The organism is Neorhizobium huautlense (assembly GCF_002968575.1).
Lineage (GTDB): Bacteria > Pseudomonadota > Alphaproteobacteria > Rhizobiales > Rhizobiaceae > Neorhizobium > Neorhizobium huautlense.
In genome coordinates this window covers 237,602-260,430 of sequence record NZ_PVBM01000004.1, presented here as the reverse complement: position 1 = coordinate 260,430, position 22,829 = coordinate 237,602, and the positions used below count along the sequence as shown (strand labels likewise).

Annotated in this window: 20 protein-coding genes; 12 read left to right on the top strand and 8 right to left on the bottom strand. The window is 59.2% G+C overall.

Annotation, left to right across the window (positions count from 1 at the left end; translation table 11 throughout):
- Nucleotides 1-25: 25 nt before the first annotated feature.
- From C5L12_RS06860 to C5L12_RS06845, 4 genes are all read left to right on the top strand, one after another.
- Nucleotides 26-1,285, top strand: coding sequence for an ABC transporter substrate-binding protein (locus C5L12_RS06860; RefSeq protein WP_105371265.1), 1,260 nt, complete (start codon nt 26-28; stop codon nt 1,283-1,285).
- 196 nt (nt 1,286-1,481) lie between these two features.
- Complete coding sequence (locus C5L12_RS06855; protein ID WP_105371264.1) at nt 1,482-2,417, top strand: carbohydrate ABC transporter permease; 936 nt, start codon at nt 1,482-1,484, stop codon at nt 2,415-2,417.
- 4 nt (nt 2,418-2,421) lie between these two features.
- Complete coding sequence (locus tag C5L12_RS06850; RefSeq protein WP_105371263.1) at nt 2,422-3,252, top strand: carbohydrate ABC transporter permease; 831 nt, start codon at nt 2,422-2,424, stop codon at nt 3,250-3,252.
- Between the two features lie 4 nt (nt 3,253-3,256).
- The gene (locus C5L12_RS06845) at nt 3,257-4,315 is read left to right on the top strand and encodes an ABC transporter ATP-binding protein (protein ID WP_105371262.1); all 1,059 of its coding nucleotides are present in this window, start codon (nt 3,257-3,259) and stop codon (nt 4,313-4,315) included.
- 90 nt (nt 4,316-4,405) lie between these two features.
- Here C5L12_RS06845 and C5L12_RS06840 read toward each other — a convergent pair whose 3' ends face one another.
- The 3 genes from C5L12_RS06840 to C5L12_RS06830 all read right to left on the bottom strand — a co-directional run bounded on the left by C5L12_RS06840 (nt 4,406) and on the right by C5L12_RS06830 (nt 7,082).
- Nucleotides 4,406-5,470 carry a Gfo/Idh/MocA family protein gene (locus C5L12_RS06840; RefSeq protein ID WP_105371261.1) on the bottom strand — a complete coding sequence of 355 codons (1,065 nt, stop codon included), beginning with the start codon at nt 5,468-5,470 and terminating at the stop codon, nt 4,406-4,408.
- Nucleotides 5,463-6,455 (bottom strand): MDR/zinc-dependent alcohol dehydrogenase-like family protein, encoded by a 993-nt coding sequence (locus C5L12_RS06835; protein ID WP_105371334.1) that lies wholly within the window; start codon nt 6,453-6,455, stop codon nt 5,463-5,465. The genes C5L12_RS06840 and C5L12_RS06835 overlap by 8 nt, the downstream gene beginning before the upstream one ends.
- A gap of 117 nt (nt 6,456-6,572) precedes the next feature.
- On the bottom strand, nt 6,573-7,082 hold the full coding sequence (locus C5L12_RS06830) for a DUF1003 domain-containing protein (protein WP_105371333.1): 510 nt from the start codon (nt 7,080-7,082) through the stop codon (nt 6,573-6,575).
- 235 nt (nt 7,083-7,317) lie between these two features.
- Here C5L12_RS06830 and C5L12_RS06820 point away from each other — a divergent pair, with 235 nt between their 5' ends.
- From C5L12_RS06820 to C5L12_RS06785, 8 genes are read left to right on the top strand one after another with little or no spacing between them, the layout of a single operon-like run.
- A complete protein-coding gene (locus tag C5L12_RS06820) occupies nt 7,318-8,424 on the top strand; it encodes an NAD-dependent epimerase/dehydratase family protein (protein ID WP_105371259.1) in 1,107 nt (368 codons plus the stop codon).
- Nucleotides 8,421-10,463, top strand: a complete 2,043-nt coding sequence (locus C5L12_RS06815; protein WP_105371258.1) for an NAD-dependent epimerase/dehydratase family protein — start codon at nt 8,421-8,423, stop codon at nt 10,461-10,463. Before C5L12_RS06820 ends, C5L12_RS06815 begins: the two co-directional genes overlap by 4 nt.
- Nucleotides 10,460-11,578 carry a glycosyltransferase family 4 protein gene (locus tag C5L12_RS06810; protein ID WP_245422787.1) on the top strand — a complete coding sequence of 373 codons (1,119 nt, stop codon included), beginning with the start codon at nt 10,460-10,462 and terminating at the stop codon, nt 11,576-11,578. The genes C5L12_RS06815 and C5L12_RS06810 overlap by 4 nt, the downstream gene beginning before the upstream one ends.
- Before the next feature lie 2 nt (nt 11,579-11,580).
- A complete protein-coding gene (locus tag C5L12_RS06805) occupies nt 11,581-12,711 on the top strand; it encodes a CgeB family protein (protein ID WP_105371257.1) in 1,131 nt (376 codons plus the stop codon).
- Nucleotides 12,708-13,799 carry a CgeB family protein gene (locus C5L12_RS06800; RefSeq protein WP_105371256.1) on the top strand — a complete coding sequence of 364 codons (1,092 nt, stop codon included), beginning with the start codon at nt 12,708-12,710 and terminating at the stop codon, nt 13,797-13,799. Before C5L12_RS06805 ends, C5L12_RS06800 begins: the two co-directional genes overlap by 4 nt.
- Nucleotides 13,796-14,911, top strand: coding sequence for a CgeB family protein (locus tag C5L12_RS06795; RefSeq protein WP_105371255.1), 1,116 nt, complete (start codon nt 13,796-13,798; stop codon nt 14,909-14,911). The genes C5L12_RS06800 and C5L12_RS06795 overlap by 4 nt, the downstream gene beginning before the upstream one ends.
- A 10-nt stretch (nt 14,912-14,921) precedes the next feature.
- A complete protein-coding gene (locus C5L12_RS06790) occupies nt 14,922-15,959 on the top strand; it encodes a UDP-glucuronic acid decarboxylase family protein (RefSeq protein WP_105371254.1) in 1,038 nt (345 codons plus the stop codon).
- Nucleotides 15,960-15,961: 2 nt separating this feature from the next.
- Nucleotides 15,962-16,717 carry a TIGR04290 family methyltransferase gene (locus tag C5L12_RS06785; RefSeq protein WP_170109053.1) on the top strand — a complete coding sequence of 252 codons (756 nt, stop codon included), beginning with the start codon at nt 15,962-15,964 and terminating at the stop codon, nt 16,715-16,717.
- A gap of 91 nt (nt 16,718-16,808) precedes the next feature.
- Here C5L12_RS06785 and C5L12_RS06780 read toward each other — a convergent pair whose 3' ends face one another.
- The 5 genes from C5L12_RS06780 to C5L12_RS06760 all read right to left on the bottom strand — a co-directional run bounded on the left by C5L12_RS06780 (nt 16,809) and on the right by C5L12_RS06760 (nt 22,688).
- Nucleotides 16,809-17,840, bottom strand: coding sequence for an ABC transporter permease (locus C5L12_RS06780; RefSeq protein WP_105371252.1), 1,032 nt, complete (start codon nt 17,838-17,840; stop codon nt 16,809-16,811).
- Nucleotides 17,841-17,851: 11 nt separating this feature from the next.
- Nucleotides 17,852-19,363, bottom strand: coding sequence for a sugar ABC transporter ATP-binding protein (locus tag C5L12_RS06775; RefSeq protein ID WP_105371331.1), 1,512 nt, complete (start codon nt 19,361-19,363; stop codon nt 17,852-17,854).
- Nucleotides 19,364-19,495: 132 nt separating this feature from the next.
- Nucleotides 19,496-20,443, bottom strand: coding sequence for a sugar-binding protein (locus tag C5L12_RS06770; protein WP_105371251.1), 948 nt, complete (start codon nt 20,441-20,443; stop codon nt 19,496-19,498).
- Between the two features lie 168 nt (nt 20,444-20,611).
- A complete protein-coding gene (locus C5L12_RS06765) occupies nt 20,612-21,586 on the bottom strand; it encodes an NAD-dependent epimerase/dehydratase family protein (protein WP_105371250.1) in 975 nt (324 codons plus the stop codon).
- Between the two features lie 118 nt (nt 21,587-21,704).
- Complete coding sequence (locus tag C5L12_RS06760) at nt 21,705-22,688, bottom strand: sugar-binding protein (protein ID WP_105371249.1); 984 nt, start codon at nt 22,686-22,688, stop codon at nt 21,705-21,707.
- Between the last annotated feature and the right edge of the window lie 141 nt (nt 22,689-22,829).

The window sequence follows — 22,829 nt, the reverse complement described above, 5'->3', positions numbered from 1 at the left end:
ACCGATAACTACTGGGAGAACGACAATGAAGACGCTAATAACAACCGTACTTTTTGCCACGCTGATGGCCGGCAGCGCGCTGGCCGATACCACACTCAAGCTGGTCGAAGTCATCACCAGCCCGGAGCGCACCGAAACGCTGAAGTCGATTGTCGGGAAGTTTGAAGCCGCCAATCCCGGCACCAAGGTCGAGATCATCTCGCTGCCGTGGAACGAGGCCTTTCAGAAATTCGCGACCATGGTTTCCGCCGGCGACACGCCGGACGTGATGGAAATGCCCGATACCTGGCTGTCGCTCTACGCCAACAACGGAATGCTGGAGAGCCTCGAGCCCTATCTTGCGAAGTGGGAGCAGACCAAGGAACTGACGCCCCGGGCGCTCGAACTCGGCCGCGACGTCAAGAAGACCGCCTATATGCTGCCTTACGGCTTCTATCTGCGTGCCATGTTCTACAACAAGAAGCTGCTCGAGCAGGCCGGCGTCAAGGAACCGCCGAAGACCATGGACGAGTTCACCAAGGCCTCCGAAGCCGTCTCCAAACTGCCTGGCAAATATGGCTACTGCATGCGCGGCGGCCCGGGTGGCCTGAACGGCTGGATGATCTTCGCCGCCTCGATGGCCGGCGACAACAAATATTTCAAGGAAGACGGTACCTCGACCATGAACAGCGAAGGCTGGGCCAAGGGCATCGAGTGGATGGTCGATCTCTACAAAAAGGGGTACGCACCGAAGGACAGCGTCAACTGGGGCTTCAACGAAGTCGTCGCCGGCTTCTATTCCGGCACCTGCGCCTTCCTCGATCAGGATCCGGACGCGCTGATCGCGATCGCCGAGCGCATGAAGAAGGAGGATTTTGGGGTCATCCCGCTGCCGAAAGGACCTGACGGCAAGTCCTTCCCGACCATCGGTTATGCCGGCTGGTCGATGTTCTCCACGACGAAAGACAAGGATCTGTCGTGGAAGCTGATCGCGACGCTGGAAGGTAAGGAAGGCAATCTCGAGTGGAACAAGAAGATCGGCGCCCTGCCGGCCTATACGTCCGCCGAACAGGACCCGTTCTACGCGGGCGACCAGTTCAAGGGCTGGTTTGAGGAACTTGCCGATCCGAACACGGTGCCGACGGTGATGCCGACCTATCTGGAAGAGTTTGCCTTCTTCAAGGATTCCTTGGCAATCAAGACCTCACAGCAGGCGCTTCTCGGCGACATCACCCCGAAGCAGCTTGCCGACCAGTGGGCTGAATATCTCACCAAGGCGCAGCAGAAGCATCTGGCGAAGAAGTAAGGGATAGGGCTCCGAACCCGGAGCCCCCTCATCCGCCTGCCGGCACCTTCTCCCCAATGGGGAGAAGGGAAGTTGCTGTAATGCCTCCCGTTCTCCTCTCTCCTAGAGGAGGGGGTGGCCGAGCGTTAGCGTAGGCCGGGTGAGGGGGCCGCAGGTGGTGCCACCAATTGAAGAACACACGGAAAGCCGACCATCGATGACCATCACCGCCGATACGCTTGGCAGGGACCACGACCACAGGCCGTGGCTGACGCGGCTCGCGCATGCTTGCGAGCCCTATCTCTATAGCGCCCCGTCGCTGATCCTGATCGTTGTGGTCATGCTGGTGCCGCTGGTCATCGGCATTTCCTATGCGTTTCGGGATATCCAACTGCTCAATCCGTTTTCTGGAGGTTTTATCGGCCTTGAGCATTTTCGAGAACTTTCCAGGGACGCCGCCTTCTATGGCGCCTTGAGAAATACCCTGTGGTGGACAGGCGCTTCCGTCCTCTTGCAGTTTGTCTTTGGGCTTATCCTTGCTCTGCTGCTCGATAAGCCTTTTTGGGGGAGAGGCCTTGTTCAGGCGCTCGTATTCATTCCCTGGGCTGTGCCCTCATTCCTCGCCGGCCTGAATTGGGCGTGGCTTTTCAATCCGGTGATCGGACCGCTGCCGCATTGGCTGTTCGGGCTCGGCCTGATGTCGCAACCGGGCAACATCCTCTCCGATCCGCAATATGCGATGTGGGGGCCGATCGTTGCGAATGTCTGGTGGGGCATCCCGTTCTTCGCCATCACCCTGCTCGCCGCGCTGCAGGCGATCCCGCGCGATCTCTACGAGGCGGCGTCGATCGACGGGGCAAATTGGTTCCAGCGGTTCTTTTCGATCACTCTGCCCTTTCTTGCGCCGACGATCGCCATCACCGTGCTGCTCCGCACCGTCTGGATTTCCAATTTCGCGGATCTCATCGTGGTCATGACCGGCGGCGGCCCTGCGGATCGCACCCAGATCGTCGCGAGCTATATCTTCACTCAGGCCTTCAAGGCGCTCGATTTCGGCTACGCATCGGCGATCGCGCTGGTGCTGCTCGTGCTGCTGCTCGCCTATTCGATGCTGATCATCCTGCTGCGGCAGACCTTGCTGAACAAGGATTGAACCCATGAAACAATCCCTTCTGCCGACTGTCGCGCATCGCATTGCGATCCTCTGCTATATCGCCTTTGCGCTCTTCCCGCTGTTCTGGCTGCTGAAAGTGTCGGTGACGCCAAACGATCTTCTTTATTCGGAAGGCGTGCGGATGTGGCCCTCGCGCACGACGTTCGATCATTATGCCTTCGTGCTCCGGCACAGCTCCTTTCCGACCTTCTTCAAGAACAGCCTGATCGTCTCGGGATCGACGGCCGTGGTCGTCACCGTCTGCGCATCGCTTTCCGGGTATGCGCTCTCCCGCTTCAGCTTCCGGGCGAAATACTGGATCGTCGCGCTGATGCTGCTGACCCAGATGTTTCCGCTGGTCATGCTGGTGGCGCCGATCTTCAAGATCCTCTCGCCGCTCGGCCTCACCAACAGCCTGACAGGTCTGGTATTCGTTTATTCGGCGTTCAACGTGCCCTTCGCCACGTTTCTGATGCAGTCCTTCTTCGACGGCATTCCGAAGGACCTGGAAGAGGCGGCGATGATCGACGGGGCGACCAAGTTCACGGCCTTCCGGCAGATCATCCTGCCGCTGACGTTGCCAGGCATCGCCGCGACGCTCGGTTTCGTCTTCACCGCCGCCTGGAGCGAGCTTCTCTTCGCGTTGATGTTGATCAACGGCAACGCTGCGGCCACCTTCCCGGTGGGTCTCCTGACCTTTGTTTCGAAATTCTCGGTCGACTTCGGCCAGATGATGGCAGCCGGCGTCCTCGCCCTCATCCCGGCCGGGCTCTTTTTCCTCCTCATCCAGCGTTACCTCGTCCAGGGTCTGACGGCCGGCGCGGTCAAGGGTTAGTCAAATGGCATCGATTGAGATCGAAAAACTCGAAAAATCCTACGGCCATGTCTCCGTGCTGCATGGCATCGACCTCGACATCCGCGACGGGGAATTCATCGTCCTGGTCGGCCCCTCGGGCTGCGGCAAGTCTACCTTGCTCAGGATGATTGCCGGGCTGGAAGGCGTCAGCAAGGGTGAGATCCGCATCGCCGGAAACCGGGTTAACGACCTGCATCCGAAGGACCGCGACATCGCCATGGTGTTCCAGTCCTATGCGCTTTATCCACATATGAACGTTGCCGGCAACATGAGCTACAGCCTGCGGCTCCGGAAAACGGCAAAGGAAAAGATCGGCGCGGCCGTTGCCGGCGCGGCGGCCAAGCTCGGGCTCGAACCGCTTCTGGAACGCCGCCCGAAGGCGCTTTCCGGCGGCCAGCGCCAGCGTGTCGCAATGGGCCGCGCCATCGTGCGCCAGCCGAAGGCTTTCCTGTTCGACGAACCGCTGTCCAACCTCGACGCCCGGCTGCGCGAGCAGATGCGGGCCGAGATCAAGAAGATGCATGCCGACCTGAAGGCGACATCAATCTACGTGACGCACGACCAGATCGAGGCGATGACGCTAGCGGACCGCATTGTCGCAATGCATGGCGGCGTGGTGCAGCAGGTTGGAAGCCCTCTCGATCTCTACGACCGGCCAGCCAATCTGTTCGTTGCGGGCTTCATCGGCTCGCCCGGGATGAATTTCCTCGACGTGACCTATTCAGGTGGGGCGTTGCGATTGAAGGATGGAAGCCAGATCGAGGCCAGCGTCCCGGAATCCACCCCGGAAGGAAGCAGTCTCACACTGGGCATCCGGCCGGAGCATGTGGTGATCACCAGCGATGGAAGGGGCAGGCGCGCCCTTGTTGAGCTCATTGAGCCGACCGGATTTGGCATCATCCTGCATCTTTCGCTGCATGGCATAGCCTTCAAGGTCTTCACGCTGGATCGGCAGGCATTGGCTGTCACCGGTGAGATCATGGTGGCTTTCCCGGCCGAGCACATTCACCTGTTCAATGATGAGGGGAAGCGGATAGGTTAGCGTAGCGGCATTCGCCCGCCGATGGAACGCTTGCAACATCTAACGTGGACGGGAGGCGGACCCAGTGGGTTCGTTCGCCCAACGAAAGGGTTAGGCCGCCGTATGATCCGGGCCCGTTCGGGGACGAGCGGACACCGCGTAGATGCGGTCGATCACCTCGGCTACGTTGACAAGCCTGTCGCAGGCGGGATCATACGCTTCTCCAGCTGCCAGCTTTCGGACCCAGTCCGCTGCCGCTCGTCCGCCCCAATCGTCGGGAGGCCGGATGAGGACTTCGCGCGACGTCCCGTGGAAGCGTTGGACCATAAAATCGTAGAACGACCCTTCGACGTTGTGCATCGATATCCCGCCGCCGGTGCCGTAGAAGCTGGCTTCGATAATCGCCTCGCAGCCTGCCTGCAAACGCCATGAGCAGGCGAGGCGGATAACCGTTCCATTGTCGAGCGTCAGGCTCGCGACGCCGTAATCCTCGACCTGATGATCGTCTAAGGCGATCGGCCGACCGCCGGCCATCAAGTGACCGGAGACTGATGCAATAGTCGGGAAGTCCAGCGACCAGAGAGCCATGTCGATCAGGTGGACACCGAGATCCATCAAGCAGCCACCACCCGATAGATTCTTATCGTAGAACCAAGGCTTGTCGGGCCCGTAGGCGTTATGGAACACGAGATCGGCTGCGAATATCTTGCCCAGTTCTTCTGTCCGCATGACTTCCCGGATCCGGTTCATGCTCGCGGTATGACGATAGGAGAGGTCGACCCCGAGCAAGCGGTTGGCCTCTCTTGCTCTATGCACGACGGCTGCGGCCTCCCTAGCTGTGCGTCCCAGCGGCTTTTGGCAGAAGACGGCGACGCGGGCCTCCAGCGCCTTGATCGACTGTGCCGCATGTTGTGCGCTTGGGGTGGCGATGACGATCCCGTCGATATCGCAGGTCAATAATTCATCCAGGCTCTCGGCCAGGATGGCGTCGGGTGCGAGCTTTTTTGCTTCTGCGGCCATCTCGGGCGACGGATCGGCGATCGCGACCGCTTCAGCGACGCCGGTATCGAGGATTGCCTGCATGCGGTGTCGGCCGATCCAACCGACGCCGAGAAAGCCGAGCCGAACCGGTTTCGGAGAGACCGAAAGTGTTCTCTCAGCAAGCATTTCATTCATCGTACATCACCAGTGCCTTGAGGAAATTTTGCGGACGATCGCGGGTATCGTTCAGCGCCTGGTCGAGTTGGTCCAGACGGTAGGTATGTGTATAGAGGGACGAGGGATCGAACTGGCCGGTCGCGACGGCGTCGACCGCTTCGCGAATACCCTGAACATAAGTGGCCGGATCACGCTCATGCGCGTTGACGACATCCAGCCCGCGCCAGTTCCAGAGCTGCATGTTGACTTGCCGGGGCCCGTCCTGGTGGTACCCGGCTATGATCAGCCGGCCACGCTCCATCGCCAATTCGGCGGCAAGATCGAGCGGCCATTGCTTGCCGACGGCCTCGATAACGCGATCGCAGAAGCGCCCGTCGGTGAGTTTCCGCACGTCCTCGATGATGCGCCAGTGGTCGTCCATGGCGATCGTCTCGGCCGCTCCCATTCGTTCGGCTATTTCGAGCGAGAACGGTCGTCGCGAGATAGCGATCACCCGGGCGCCGGCCTTCGACGCGATCTGGGTCAGGAGCGCGCCCAAAAAACCGATACCGATGATCGCGATGGTTTGGCCGGCCGTTATTCCGCTGCGGCGGAAGATGTTCATTGCGCAACCGAGCGGTTCCCCGGGAAACGGTTTGCCGTTCAGCGCCGGCGGCAGAGGCACGACCATGGTCTCGTCAGCGATGTCATACGTGGCGTAGGCATGGTAGGATAGTGCCGCGACCCGGTCGCCCACTCCGACACTGTGAACATCTGATCCGAGCGCATCGATATAACCCCAGCCCTCGTGACCGAGACCGCCGGGTTCTGTTGGAAAGGTCATCCAGTCAGGCCCTGCCCAAGGGCCGAGATTGGAAGCGCAGACGCCGCAGCCCTCCAGCCTGATTCTGACCTGATGAGGCCCCGGCGCTGGCAGTGATTGGGCCTCGACAGCGATCCTGCCGGGTCCAGTCAAAAGTGCGGCCTTCATTTCCTGCGGGCGCCGCATCGTCGTGCTGTCCATGCAGATCTTCTCCTTTTCCGGCGGCCTGATCACCTCTCGATCCATCTGAACTGAAAAATGCGAGACAGAGTTCCGGAAGAAGTTGAAGAAGATGAAGTCATAGAAGATGATGCCTGCTTAATGATCTCTCTGCCGCTCGATCTCTTCCATGACCACCTCGGGCGGTACGTTCTGCTTCATCTCGTCGATTTCCTGCTGGTCGACTTCCGTTTCGATGCCGAGCTTGTCGGTAATAGCGGATACCATCGCGATCAATTTTGTCGTCTCGTGCTCGTTGAGAAGCGAGATCTGCAGGCTAAGGTCGGCGCGTCTGTCGTCTACGGCGGCCATGCGGTTCTGGCTGATCAGCACGAAGGTAGAAATGAAGATCGCCTCGACCGAAGCCACCATTGCCAGGATGACAAGTGACGGGTCGAAAGCAGGCAGCATCGGCAGCCATCCCACATTCACAAGGATCCAGAGGCTGAAAACGATCGCGTGGAGGTACACAAAGAGCATGCTGCCCGCAAAATTTGTCATTGCCTCAGCGATCCGCTCCTGCAGCGACATTGTCCCCTGCTCGGCGGCGCGCCGCTGAATGAGTGCATTGATATTGCGGTCCAGAACGGCGGAGATCGGTTGAGCCATCCGAGGGCCATCGGAGGCGGGCGCCTGTTCCTTTTTTTGAGCGGTCACATCTCTATCCCGTCATGGCGTGTGAATTTCTGCCCTAACCGGAGACTCTGCTTACGGTTCCTGCCGCATAGGAAGATGTCATTGATGAAGTCATAGAACACAAAGATGTCATTGATGAAGGAACTTTTGTTCCTGACCGCTGTTCGGCCAGCATCAAAAGCTTTGTTCCATACCTCTAGGAAACACAATGGCAGCAATTCTTGTAACTGGTGGTTGCGGCTTTATCGGCCGTCATGTGGCCGAGGAACTTCTCGATAACGGATATGAGGTGCGTATCCTCGACGCGTTCATCGACCAAGTTCACGGTGATGGGGAAGCGTCGGTGCCTGATGCGGCGGAAGTCTTTCGCGGCGACGTTCGGGACAAGCCGGTGGTGGAGAAGGCCCTTGACGGCGTGGAAGGCGTCATTCATCTCGCGGCGGAAGTTGGTGTAGGCCAATCCATGTACGAGATCGCCCGTTATGTTGGCGGCAACGACCTTGGGACCGCGGTTCTTCTGGAAGCTATGATCGGCCGTCCGATCAAGCGCATCGTCGTCGCCTCATCGATGAGCGTATATGGCGAAGGGCGATATCGCACCGAAGATGGACATCAGCTGGATCTCGTTCGCCGCAGGAGCGAGAGCATCAAGGCAGGGCAATGGAATCCGCGCAGCCCCATTGGCGAAGCCCTGATACCAGTCGCGACCGATGAGGAAAAGCCCGTCGATCTCGCATCGATCTATGCGCTGACAAAATACGCGCAGGAAAAGCAAGTGTTGATCTTCGGCGAAGCTTATGGCGTCGAGGCGGTAGCGCTTCGTTTGTTCAACGTCTTCGGTGCAGGGCAGGCTTTATCCAATCCCTATACCGGGGTGCTTGCCAATTTCGCTTCACGGCTCGCCAACGGCCAGCCGCCGATGATTTTCGAAGACGGCGAGCAGCGGCGCGATTTCGTTCATGTCCGTGACGTCGCGCGTGCCTTCCGGCTGGCACTCCAGAAGCCGAATGCCGCGGGGCATGTCATCAATGTCGGCAGCGGCCAGGCCTATACCATCGCCGAGGTCGCAACGTTGCTGGCCGATGCCATGGATGTACCCCACATCCGGCCGGACATCATGAACAAGGCCCGCTCCGGCGACATCCGCAACTGCTTCGCCGATATTTCCAAGGCGCGTGAGCTTCTTGGTTTTGAGCCGGCGCATCGTTTGGAAAATTCGCTGAGGCCTTTTGCCGACTGGGTCCGAAATGCGGGCGCGATCGATCGCGGAGCGGAGATGAAGCGGCAGCTCGAAGAGCGGGGGCTGGTATCATGAGCGCCGCAGGTTCTTCGTCACGCCGCGCGGGCAACCATCGGTCCTATGGTTTCGTTGAATGGTTTCGCCCGGGTGAATTCGAGCGGACGGAGCAGATCCTTCCCGGTATCCTCGCAAGCGGAGCAAGCTATCTGCGCACCCATCTGTCCTGGGCCGAGTATCTTGCATCGGGTGGGGAGGAATGGTTCGACTGGCTACTCCCCAAGCTTGGCAAGGAGATCGATCTTCTGCCTTGTATTCATTATACGCCGCCTTCGCTCTCGCGGACAGGCCGCTCTTCCGGAGCTCCGTCCGACCTTAAATCCTATGCGGATTTCGTCGATCATGTGCTGACTCGATACGGAAAGCATTTCAGTCATATCGAACTCTGGAACGAGCCAAACAATCTGCTCGACTGGGATTGGCGCGAGGACAGCGACTTTCTGCTGTTTTGCGAAATGGTCGGAGGTGCAGCCTATTGGGCCAAACATCGGGGCTGGAAGCCCGTCCTCGGAGGACCTTGCCCATTCGATCCCTATTGGCTGAACCTGATGGGCGAGCGCGGTGTTTTGGGTGTCGTCGACGCCGTCGGCTTCCATGGTTTCCCAGGTACCTGGGACAGCGAAACCGGCACCTGGGGCGGCTGGGACATGCATCTCGGCGAGATGCGCAAGATCCTGGATCGCTACAATCGGAATGCGGAGGTCTGGGTTACCGAGACAGGATATTCCACTTGGCGCAGCGACGAGATGGAGCAGGCTCGGCGTTTCACGAAGGCGCTCCACGTCCCGGCCGATCGCATGTACTGGTATTCCTGGTGTGACGTGCCCCCCAACGTACCCGTGCAGGAGGGATTGTGGTTCGACCCCCGGCATTATCATCTCGGCGCGGTCACCCACGACTATCAACCGAAACTGCTTGCCCGGTTGCTCATGGAAGGCGGCGTCTCGCGTATCGAGGAGGTGACGCAGCTCGCAACTCCGAACCTTAACACCGGTGCAGCGCCTTTGGTCATTACTGGCGGGAGTGGCTTTATCGGCTCCAACATTGCCGATAGCTTGCTGCAGGAGGGCGAGGATGTGGTGATCCTCGACAATCTGGGCCGACCCGGCGTCGACCAGAATCTTGCCTGGCTTATGGATCGTCATGGCAAGCGTGTCCATCCGGTGCTCGCGGACGTGCGCGACCTGCGCGGAATCGAGGCCGCCTTCAGCGATGCCAAGGCGGTCTTTCATTTGGCCGCTCAGACCGCGGTCACCACGAGTCTTGCTCATCCGATCGACGATTTCGAGGCGAATGCGCGTGGCACGATCAATGTGCTTGAGGCCGTACGCAAGGCAGGCAGGAATGCCCCGGTAATCTTCGCGAGTACCAACAAGGTCTATGGTGCGCTGGAAGATCTGAAAATGGTCGAAGTGGAAGATCGCTATATTCCCATCCATGAGGATGTGCGGTCACATGGCATCGGCGAGGACAGACCTCTCGATTTCTGCACACCCTATGGCTGCTCGAAAGGTGTCGCGGACCAATATGTCCTCGACTATGCCAAGTCCTATTCGATCCCCACCGCCGTCTTGCGCATGAGCTGCATCTATGGGCCGCGCCAGTTCGGAACCGAGGACCAGGGCTGGGTGGCGCATTTCCTGATCCGCGCCCTGTCTGGTGAGCCGATCTCCATCTATGGCAACGGCAAGCAGGTTCGCGATATCCTGCATGTAGACGACGCGGTGGCAGCCTATCGCGCGGTCCTTTCCAACATCGAGAGGGTCAAGGGCGGGGTGTTCAACCTCGGCGGCGGCCCCCTCAACGCGGTCAGCATCGTCGCTGTTCTCAGCGAGATCGAGAAACTGACTGGCCATTCCCTGGAAACCGGCTTCGGTGATTGGCGTGCTGGGGACCAGTATTACTTCGTCGCGGATACCCGCAAGCTGGAACAGGAACTCGGTTGGCAGGCTCGGATACGCTGGCAGAGCGGTTTGCGACATCTAGCGGAATGGTTGGCTGACAATCGCTTCGGGGGCCGGCCGCGCCTCCCGGAAAAGCGGAAGGTGCGGGCATGACGGCACAAGACGGACGGCCGGAACTCGGCCGAGTATTGATGACCGTCGATGCGGTTGGCGGGGTCTGGCGCTACGGGCTCGATCTGGCGTTGGGATTGCGGTCGAAAGGCGTCGAGACGGTGTTTGCCGCTTTCGGGCCACGACCATCATCCGAACAGGTGCGGGAGGCGGAGTCTATCGGCAGCTTCGTCTGGCTGGACGCCCCGCTCGACTGGCTGGTCGAAGATGAAGAGGCGTTGAAACAGGTTCCTCGCCTCCTCGACGATCTTATAGAACGAGAAAATATCGACCTCGTCCATCTCAATCTGCCTTCCCAGGCAGTGGGGCTGGAAACGTCGGTGCCGGTGGTGGTGGTGTCGCATTCCTGTGTCGTCACTTGGTTTGCCGCAGTGCGCGGCCAGACAGTGCCTAACGAGTGGCAATGGCAATTTCGATTGAATTATAGAGGCTTCGATCGCGCGGACGCCGTGCTTTCACCGAGCCATAGCCATGCGGCGATGCTGCGTCGGGCATATGGCCCGATCGACGGATTGCAGGTTGTCTACAATGCGAGCCGGGTCGCGGCGCGCTCACGGGACAAGGAGGATTTTGTCTTCGCCGCAGCCCGCTGGTGGGATGATGGAAAGAACGGCGTCATCCTGGACGCTGCAGCAGGTCAGATAAAATGGCCGCTAGTAATGGCGGGTGCGTGCCATGGACCTAATGGCCAGTATCTCCCCATTCGCAACGCTGTTCACAGCGGCGAGCTTGCCCACACGGACGCTATGGCGATGATGGCTCGGGCGGCAATCGTCGCATCTCCATCCGTTTACGAGCCCTTCGGCCTTGTTGCCCTGGAGGCGGCCAGAAGCGGAAGCGCTTTGGTGCTGGCGGATATACCCACCTACGGGGAACTCTGGGACGGAGCTGCCTTGTTTGCCGATCCCCGTGAACCGCGGGCATTTGTCGACGCCATCAATCGGCTTTCGCGCGACGTTTCCCTGCGAACAACACTTGCCGAAGAGGGGCTTGTCCGATCGGAAAAGTACAGTCTGGAGGCGCAGGCCGATGCGGTGATGGCGCTTTACTTACGCCTCCTTTCGGCGAACCGCCCAGCTCTTACCGCAGCGGAGTGATCATGAAGTTCATCTTTTATACCCATTCCCTGATTTCGGACTGGAATCATGGAAACGCTCATTTCCTCCGGGGCGTGATGCGCGATCTCATCCGCCGAGGGCATCGAGCATTCGCGCTCGAACCGGAAAACGCCTGGAGCCGCACCAGTCTGGTCGAAGATCAGGGGCCGATGGCGATCGAGAAATTCCATGAAAATTTCCCCGAACTTCAAACCTATGTCTACGGCAGCAATTTCGAGCACGAAGAGGCGATTGCTAATGCCGATGTCGTAATTGTCCACGAATGGACCGAACCGGCACTGGTGGAACGGATCGGAAGGGCTCGCCGCGACGGCGGCAAATTTACGCTGCTCTTCCACGATACCCATCACCGCGCGGTATCGGCCGAGGGGGATATAGCCGGCCTCAAACTCAGCGATTACGACGGCGTTCTAGCTTTTGGTGAAACCCTGCGCGAACGCTATCTCAAAGCCGGCTGGGGCAAGTCCGTCTTTACCTGGCACGAGGCTGCGGACGATACACTTTTCCGTCCCTTGCCGCAGATCGAAAAGGTCGGCGACCTGATCTGGATCGGCAACTGGGGCGACAACGAACGATCCGCCGAAATCATGGAATATCTCGTGCAACCGTCCCGGCGACTTGGCCTGAAGACGACGGTACGCGGCGTGCGCTATCCCGGCCATGCGCTGCAAGCGCTCGAAGAGGCAGGGATCGCTTATGGAGGCTGGATCGCCAATGCTGAGGCACCGCGGGCCTTTGCTCAGAACAAGGTGACGGTTCACATCCCTCGTCGACCTTATGTCGAAAATCTTCCCGGCATTCCGACCATCCGCGTCTTTGAGGCCCTGGCCTGTGGCGTTCCCCTGATCTCCGCCTTCTGGAACGATGCCGAAAATCTCTTTCGGCCCGGCAGCGATTATCTCATCGCGCGCGACGGGGAAGAGATGATGCAACTGCTTCGCGACGTTTTATCCGACTCCGGCCTGTCCGCCTCGCTCGTGTCATCGGGCCTCGAAACCATCCGCGCGCGCCACACCTGCCGCCATCGTGTCGATGAGCTGTTTTCCATACTGGCCGCATGCGGAACGCAGAGGGTGACCCAGAAGCTCGCTGTCAGGGAGGCCGCGGAATGAAGATTGCCTTTTATGGATCAAGCCTCGTATCCGCCTACTGGAATGGCGCTGCCACCTATTATCGCGGTCTGTTGAGAGCCCTGGCGGACAAAGGTTACGACATCACCTTCTATGAACCGGATGTCTTCGATCGCCAGAAGAACCGGGATATCGATCCACCGGAATGGTGCAGGGTGGTTGTCTACGAGGGCACGGTGGATGCCTTGAACGCGGTGACTGCCGAAGCTGCCGAGGCGGATATCGTCGTCAAGGCGAGCGGCGTCGGTTTCGAAGATGATCGCCTCCTTGAGAGGGTTCTCCAGAATGCACGCCAGACGGCCCTAAAAATATTCTGGGACGTTGATGCGCCGGCCACGCTTGCCGACTTGCGGGCCGCTCCGGATCAGCCGCTTCGCAAGGCCTTGAGCGACATCGATCTTGTGCTCACCTATGGGGGCGGCGAACCCGTCGTGAACGCTTATCGCTCCATGGGCGCGGCAAATTGTGTGCCGATTTACAACGCTCTCGATCCCGAAACCCATCATCCGGCGCCACAGGATCCACGCTTTTCCGCCGATCTCGGTTTTCTCGGCAATCGCCTGCCGGACCGCGAGGCGCGGGTAGAGCAGTTTTTCTTCGAACCGGCTGCCCAACTCCCAGGTCAGACGTTTCTGCTTGGCGGCTCCGGCTGGGAAGAAAAGCCGAAGTCTTCGAACGTAAAATATATCGGGCACGTTTCCACCCGAGACCACAACGCCTTCAATGTCACGCCGAAGGCCGTTCTCAATATTTCTCGTGCCAGCATGGCGGAAAACGGGTTTTCGCCGGCAACGCGTGTTTTCGAGGCGGCTGGGGCGGGAGCTTGTCTGATTACCGATCATTGGGAAGGCATCGACTTGTTCCTCAAGCCTGAGGAGGAAATCCTGGTCGCACGCGACGGCCGCGACGTTGCCGATATTCTCTCCGGCCTCACGCAGGAAAGAGCAAAGACGATTGGTGAGAGGGCGCTTGCACGGGTACTTGCCGATCACACCTATGCCCATCGTGCCGAAGAGGTGGATGCGATCTTCCGCGCCCATGCCGGTGCCCGGATGGAGGCGGCTGAATGACAAAGCCATTGAACATCGTTTTCCTCGGTCTCTCGCTCTCCTCCTCCTGGGGCAATGGCCATGCCACGACCTTTCGCGCGCTGATCCGTGGATTGCAGGCGGGCGGGCACCGGGTGCTGTTCCTCGAACGGGACGTGCCCTGGTATGCCACAAGGCGCGACCTGCCGGATCCCGACTTCTGCGAACTCGCCTACTATTCCGATATTGCTGGAATGATCGGCTCCCATGCAGGCCGCCTTCATAATGCGGACGCGGTGATTATCGGCTCCTATGTGCCGGAAGGAGTGGCGGTCATTGATGCAGTCGCCGCATTGCAGCCCAAGCGGTTTTGCTTCTACGATATCGATACTCCCGTTACGCTCGCGAAGCTCGATCGAGGTGATGAGGAATATCTTGCCCGGCGGCAGATTCCCCTCTTCGATGCCTATTTCTCCTTCTCTGGAGGAGAGGTTCTTCCGCGTCTGGAACAGCGATATGGAGCAAGGAAGGCGGTAGCCCTCTACTGTTCTGTGGATGTTGAAAGGTATCATAATACCCAGGAGGCCTTCCGCTGGGATCTCGGTTATCTTGGTACATACAGCCCGGATCGCCAACCGACACTGGAGAGGCTTCTCATTGAACCGGCCAGGCGACTGCCGCGACTGCGGTTTGTGGTGGCTGGGCCGCAATATCCCCATGAGATCGACTGGCCGGCTAATGTCGAACGTATCGAGCACCTTCCGCCGAGCGAGCATGCGAGCTTCTACAGCCGGCAACGCTTCACGCTCAATGTCACCCGGTCGGACATGATTGCAGCCGGCTGGTCGCCGAGTGTCAGGCTTTTCGAGGCTGCCGCATGCGAAACCCCGATCATTAGCGACCATTGGCGAGGACTTGATGAGCTTTTGCCTGACAGCGAAGCGATCATCGTCGCCAAGCGGACGGAGGATGCGGTCGAGGCGCTCACAGGATTGGATGAGGGGCACCGCCGGTCGCTAGCCAAAAACGCGAGGAGTGTGGTCGTGCAGAGCCATACCGGGATTGCCCGCGCCCGCGAACTTATAGCGGCTCTCGGAGATTGGCCTCAGCGAATGTCCCGAACAGAATCCACATTTCAGCCCGTTTCAGCTTGAGGAGATTGTAATGCTGCAAAGAACCGGAACCGGAAATGGTAAAACCGTTCTTGTCGCCGGAGGGGCCGGCTTTGTCGGTTCGCATCTCTGCGACGCCCTGCTTGCGCGCGGCGATCGGGTGATATGCGTCGACAGTTATATTACCGGTTCGAAAGACAATATCCGCCCGCTGATGAACCATCCCGGCTTTCGGCTGATCGAGAAGGATATCTGCGAATTCCACGAGATCGACGAGCCCTTGGATCAGATCTACAACCTCGCTTGCGCGGCCTCACCGCCCCAGTATCAAGCCGATCCCGTCCATACGATGATGACCTGCGTTGCGGGCACCGGAAACCTGCTGGCGCTTGCGGAACGGGATGGCGCTTCATTCCTGCAGGCTTCAACAAGCGAGGTTTACGGGGACCCGGTGGAACACCCCCAGCGTGAGGATTACCGCGGCAATGTCAATTGCATCGGCCCTCGCGCCTGCTACGACGAAGGCAAACGGGCGGCCGAGGCCCTTTGCTTCGACATGCTCCGGGCGGAAAGGGTCGATGTTCGTGTCGCCAGGATTTTCAACACCTACGGACCGCGCATGCAGCCGAACGATGGTCGCATCATTTCCAACCTTCTCGTCCAGGCGATTTCGGGCAAGCCGCTTACCATCTACGGCACCGGCGAGCAGACCCGCTCATTTTGTTACGTCAGCGATCTTGTCAGGGGTTTGATGGCGTTGATGGATGTCGATCCGAATCCCGGCATGCCGGTCAATCTCGGCAATCCGGGCGAATTCACCATCAACGAACTTGCCGAGATGGTGATGGCAATCGCACCCACCATGGCCAAGCCGGTTTATAAACCTTTGCCCGCGGATGATCCGCAACGGCGTCGCCCGGACATTTTACGCGCCAAGGAACTCCTCGGATGGGAGCCAAAGGTCCCTCTTTCGGAAGGGCTGCGGCACACCGCGGACTGGTTCACGGTCGTGCTTGGAACTGGTGCCGGAAAACCGTCCTGGCAGGCCGTTCGGCAATCATCTGCTTACGAAATGGATGTGAGGGCTTAAGGGTGGAGGCAAGAAAGAGCAGGGAGAGCCACAGCCTGCAACGCGAGATCGCCGAGCTCGGTCCCTGGTTCCACAACATGCGGATTCAAGGCGTCGAGACCGCACCGGACCACTTTCTCGGGGATTATCCGGCCTTCAAGTGGAAAAATTTTCAGCACGCCCTTCCAGACGATCTGGAAGGGCGCAGCGTTCTCGATATCGGCTGCAATGCCGGATTTTATTCGCTGGAAATGAAACGACGAAATGCCGGCCGCGTGCTGGGCATCGACTCCGATCCTCACTATCTCCGCCAGGCCCACTTTGCTGCCGAACATAGCGGGCTCGATGTCGAGTTCCGGCAGATGTCGATCTATGAAGTCGGCAAATTGAACGAAAAGTTCGACCTGGTGATTTTCATGGGGGTGCTCTACCACCTTCGCCATCCGCTCCTGGCGCTTGACCTGCTTTACGAACACGTCGTTGGAGATCTGATGCTTTTTCAGTGTCTTCAGCGGGGGGACGAACGCACCCCCGATCTCCAGGAAGACTATGATTTTTCAGAATGGGCGGTCTTCGATCGCCCGGACTATCCGAAGCTCTTTTTCATCGAAGAACGCTACGCCTCCGACCCGACCAACTGGTTCATTCCCAACAAGGCCGCAATGGAGGCAATGCTTCGTAGTTCGGGCTTCGTTATTGAGGCTAATCCGGAACGCGAAGTTTACCTCTGCCGGCGCGGTGAGAGGCATTACATGGTCGGACCGCCCCCTCAAACTTAGGGGCATCGGGGAGGATCCTGATATCGAAAGGAGCGGCTTCAGCCATCTTTTGTGCTGGCGAATGCACGCCGGCAGGCGATCTCGCAATTCGTTAGTTATGGTGGCCCGATGGATAGCTGTCCGCCTGTGGGGGCGGGGAGGCTTGCCTGTTCAGTATGCCGAGCGCCATTGCGGCCCTTCGCTTGGCCCGATAGCGGTTGAACTGCTGATCTGCGAGAACCCCGGCGAGAATCACCGTTCCCATTACCGCGAAGTTCAGCGATGAGGGGATGCCTAAAAGATTGACGAGGTTCTGCAATTCCTGAAGCAGGACCGCCCCCAACACGACGCCGATGATCGAGCCTTCTCCGCCACGAAGCGAGAAGCCGCCGAGGACGGCGGCGGCAATTGCGTAGAGTTCGTAGAAGTTGCCATGCGACGAGGGCTGCACCGATCTGGTGAACATGGCGAAGTAAACCGCAGCAACGGCGGTCAGCACCGCGCAGATCACATAGGCGGTCGTGATAACGAAACCGGTGCGGATGCCAGAGTAGCGCGCTGCGTCCTCATTCTTGCCCACAGCCTGCAAATGTCGGCCAAAGACCGAGCGATGAAGCAGGAACCAACAGATTATGCCGATGACTATCATGGCATAAAAGGAGTGTGGAACTCCAAAAGTGCGCCCGATCGTCAGCCATTCCAGCGCGGGATACCTGGTGCCGAAGGGAAAGCCGGCAGTGGCTTCTCCCGTATAGCCGCGCGCGGCGCCGCGATAGATCAGCAGGCCGCACAGCGTCACGACGAAGGGTTGCATCTTGAGCTTGGTGATTAGCAGCCCATGAGCCAGCCCAAGAAGCGTTCCGATCACGAGGACGGCAAGAATTGCCACCGGCCACGGGACGCCGAACTTTCCCACCATGTCGACAAATAGGACGCCAAGCAGTGCTATCATCGAGCCGACCGAGAGGTCGATACCACCCGTCATGATGACAAAGCCTTGTCCGATGGCGAAGAGACCAAACAGACCGATGAGGTTTGCCGTATTGCCCAGATTGATCGGCGAGAGGAATAGCGGATTCCGCAGGTAAACGACCGTTCCAACAATTATGATCAGGACTGCCAATCCCAAATCTTTTTTATGCATCGGTCTGTTTCCTAGTTTGCGCCGACAGCGAGCTTGAGAACATTGTGTTCGGAGAATTCCGGCCGCGATAGCGATCCGGCGATTTCCCCTTCTCGCAATACCACTATACGGTCCGACACGCCGATCACCTCTTCCATGTCGCTGGAGATCATCAGGACGCCGACGCCGGCGTTGGTCAGAGCACGCATGAGCCTGTAGATCTCCGCCTTGGAGGCGACATCGATGCCGCGGGTGGGCTCGTCAAAAATGACCAGCGCCGGTCGCATCGAAAGCCATTTGCCCAGGACAACCTTCTGCTGATTGCCGCCAGAGAGTTCCGCGGTTCTGCGCATGACATCGGTGGTTCTGATTCCAAGTTTTATACGCTGATCCTCGGCACGCGCCTTGACAGCGCTCTGCGAAACCAAGCCGTTGCGCGACACGGCTGCGAGATCGGCGAGGCAGATATTTTCACAGATGGCCGCTTCGAGCACGAGGCCCGTCCGTTTCCGATCCTCCGGCACGAGATAGACGCCGGCCTGGATGGCGTCGTGCGGCGACGCGGCCCTGAACGGCTTGCCCGCCAGCGTGATCTGACCCTCGACAATGGCGTCGATGCCGAAAATGGCTTCGGCCAATTCTGTCCGTCCCGCGCCCACCAGTCCGGCCATTCCCAGAATTTCGCCATCGTGGATATCGAAGTCGACAAGGGCCCGTGGTCGCGCGCGGGTTCTGACACTCCTTAAGGACAGGATGGACCTGCCGGCTGGGCGTGACGGCGGCGAATACAGGGAATGAAGGTCGCGCCCGATCATCATGCGGATCATGGCATCATGATGGATCTCCGACCTGCAGAGTTCACCGGCTGCCTTGCCGTCACGCAGAGCGAAGACGCGGTCGGCGCATTCCTCGATCTCGCTCAGGCGGTGCGATATGTAGATGACCGCGATGCCCTCGGCCTTGAGGCTGGCAACGACGCTCATCAGCGTTTTCGTTTCCGACAAGGTGAGCGAGGAGGTTGGTTCATCCATGATGATGATGCGCGCCTTGATGGAGAGCGCCTTGGCGATCTCGAGCAATTGCCGCTCGGCGAGTGACAGAGCAGCGACCGGGGTGTCGGCCTCGAACGTGGCACCGACGCGCCTTAAAAGCGGTTCGGCTGCGGCACGCATGGCCTTTACATCCAGCAGTCTGAGGAAACCTTTACGTATTTCGCGGCCCAGAAACATGTTGGCGGCCACGTCGAGATTATCGAATACGTTGAGCTCCTGATGTACGAACGCGATCCCCGCGGACTGGGACTCAGTCACCGAAAATCCGTCGCATCGCACATCATCGATAATGATATGACCCGAGCTGGGCTGGACGACACCCCCAAGAATCTTCATCAGTGTGGATTTGCCGGCTCCATTCTCTCCGATCAGAGCCAGCACTTCGCCGGCCATGACCGTGATGGACACATTGCAGAGCGCCACGACGCCGGTATAGGCCTTGGAAATGTTCTCGAGCACCAACAGGGGGCGCTTCGGATCCTCTTTAGTCATCATAAGTCGTGGCCATCTGATTTTGCAGCAACAGTGATGCTTCGGCCCGTTGAGCGGATATACGAAGTGACAAGCGCACACCGGGCCCGGCGAGGCCCGAGCCCAATGCCGCAGCGCCGACCGGGAAGAGTTTTACCCGCCAATGCGCTCTTTGAGTTCCTTCTCGAAGGCATCGACATTGGATGCTTTGATGACTTTCGTCGGAACGATTATAAGGCCATCCGCAGGAATGCCCGACTTGTCCCCTTCGAGATATTTCGCCATCAGATGCATGCCCTGATAGCCCCACTGGTAGGGGTCCTGTACGACGGTGCCGGCGAAGCTGCCTTCGCGGACCGCTCCGAGGGTAACCGGATCCTCATCGAATGCGATGACCTTGATGGCTCCGAGTTTGCCCGCAGCCTGGAGAGCCTCGTAAATCTTGGGAGGGTTATAGGAATAAAACCCCACCATGCAGGTGATGTTTGGGTTTGCGGCAAGCACGTCATCGACGTTTGACCGGGCTCGGGCAAAATCCACGTCGTCTCCGCGCACGTCGACGAGCTCGATCCCGGATCCTTCGACGGCCTTGCGGAAGCCAGCGATACGTTCGACTGCGTTGTCCGCTCCCAGGAACCCGACAAAACCCGTGCATTTTCCGCCTTCGGGCATCGCAGCAACGGCGATTTCGCCGGCCTGAACACCTGCTTGGGTGTTGGAAGAGCCGAGATAGGCGATGCGCTTGCTGTTGGGCGCATCGCTGTCGGTGGTAAACAGGGGCACCTGCGCTGCAATGCGGTTGAATGCATCGATTGAATTCTTCGGATCGGCCGAAGATATCATAATTGCATCGGTACCGGCAGCGACAAGATCATCCATCAGGGCGTTCTGCAGGGCAGCGGTACCCTGGGCCGGGTAGCGGAACTGCAGTTCGTAGCCCGGCAATTCCCCTTGGGCCTTCTTGACCCCGGCTTCGGCGAGTTTCCAGAAGTCGGAGGCCGCGTTCACGACGAAAGCCAACTGGGGTTTGTCTTGAGCGACAGCGGGGCCAGTCAGACCGGAAGCCAGCATGGCAAGCGAGACGGCAAGTTTCAGTTTCATTGTCCATCCTCCCATTTTGGGAGCACAGACACGGCCCTGCTCCCCAACGTTTCTGAATGCCCTCGCTACATTTACGTGCCGCGGGCGGTACATCCTTGGCCTGGCGTTGCCCGTGCGGCCACATGCGGGACCGCCTGGAGCCGGCGTCGGATATTGTTGGCGCGTGTGCTACCCAGGGTACCAGACACGGCGCGGGTCATCGGGCGCTCGGGAATAGGCCCAGGCGCGTTGTATGAGGAGCTCGGAATCGACAACCGGGCGCCAGCCGAGCAGCATCTTCGCCTTGGTATTGTCGAGCCAGTTGCTGTGGTAGGGCGTCGAAATTTCCACTGCAGGCAGGCCATGCGAGGCCTTCAGCTGGGCTGCGACGCCGGCGTAATCAAGCGGAACATCCATTGCGATGTTGAAGAGTTCGCCATCGGTAGCCGGATTATCCAAGGTCAGAAGAATGGCGCTGACGAGATCGCTGACATGGATGAAATTGCGTTTGAGTGGAGCGCCGCCTGCATCGCGAAGCAAAGGGATGGCGCCGGCCTCGGCATGCCGGGCGATTTCCTCCGGCGACAGGAGTTCATTCCACGCGGGCCCGCCGAACTGGTCCCGAAAGCTCAAGACATAGCGGAAGTCGTCCTTCTCCATGATCCAGGGTGCCCGAAGGCAGCAGGCATTGATGCCGTACTGGATGCGGTACTGCTCAAGCATGACCTCCTCGATCACTTTGATAAGCGCATAGCAACCCGGATAGGCCCGGCGAGGGGAATTCTCGGTAATGGGAGCATCGTAAGGGTGGAAAATGTGCCCCACGGAGCAATCTCCGCCGATCAGAACGAACTGCTTCGCGGTCTTCGAGGCCCGAAAGGCCTCCAGCAGGTTGAAGAGGCCTTTGACGCCGACGTCGATCGCCAGATCGGGCGATTCCTTGACGGCTGCCATGTGCAGCACATGAGTTACGCCATCCATGGCGGCGTAAACCGTCTGCGCATCCGCCAATGAACCACGCACGATTTCGGCCGCCGGATGTTCGATGACGCGATTGTTGCAGAGCGCACGCAGGGACCAGCCGGAAAACTTTTCGGCGGCCAGAAACCCGGGCAGGAAATTGCTTCCCACCTTTCCCGTTAGTCCAGTGATCAGAAGTTTCAATTTACTTCCCCTAAAATCCCATGCGCACGCTGAAACAAGGATATAGCTCCGCAACCTTGGCGGGCCGTCACGGTGTCGAAGCGCCGTGACGGGATCGCATCGGGACTACCCTATGGGGCTACTTGGCGCAGAAGCCCGGTTCTTCGCGCGTGCAGACATCCAGGCCGGTGTAGATCGTGTCTTCCACGGCCTCCCCCTTGATCAACCGGATCATGACCTCGGGAGCGCGCTGGCCCATTTCGAAGGGACGCTGACCCACCTGGGCGTGACTTCGGCCATCTTTGAAGGCCTGTACCTGCGGCGGCAGGGTGTCGCCTGCCACGATGATCAGGTCATTGCTTTTCAGGCGATCCATCACCTGGTCGGTGACCTGGGCATAGGCCTGCGGCGCAAACTGCGCCCATCCTCCGATCAGTATAAAGGCATCGAGATCGGGGTTGGAGGTGAAGACATCGGCCATCTGCTGATTGGCAAGGTCGATCTGATCATTCGTGAAAACCGGGCAGCTTTGGATTTCGCTCCAGCCGCCTTGCCCGGACAGGCGATCGACCCCTTTGGAGCCTGCGATGGTATCTCGAAAACCGGCTGCGCGGGCATTGATGTTATCGGCGCCGACGTTGCCCAACTGCAGACAAACCGTTCCGCCCTTCGGCTTAAGCCGCTTGGCCTGCTCGGCCATTTTCACGCCCATCAGGTAATTGTCGGTTCCAAGATATGCGGCGCGCAGCTTACGGTCTGCCTCCGAGAGGTCGGCATCGACCGTCATGACCGGCATCTTCGGCCCAATCTCCTTGAGCCGGTTGGCCATGGCCGACGCATTGGATGGGGAAATGGCAAGTGCGGCAACGCCTTTGGCGATAAGGTCATCAACGAGCTGCACCTGTCCGGCCTCGTCGGCACTGGATGCCGGACCTGTGTAAAGGCATTCGTATTCTGAATTGGGATTATTCTTCGCCCAGTCCTTGCAACCCAGGTTGATCTGTTCGAAGAACGGATTGTCCAGTCCCTTGACGACGATAGCCAAGGTCTTTTTGTCCTGCGCCTCTGCTGCGCCGGCGGCCAGGACAAGGGCAGCCGCCAAAATCTGATTTACGTACCTCAAAGCAGTGCACTCCTCCGTTTGGGTTTCATCCGGCGCGGCCAAACACAATTCTGTCCAAGCGCGCGCCAGAACTGTCTGCCGCCCTGACCCTCCGATTGCGGCACAAATCTGCGGTGCGAACCGAAGCCGGTTCGGACCAAG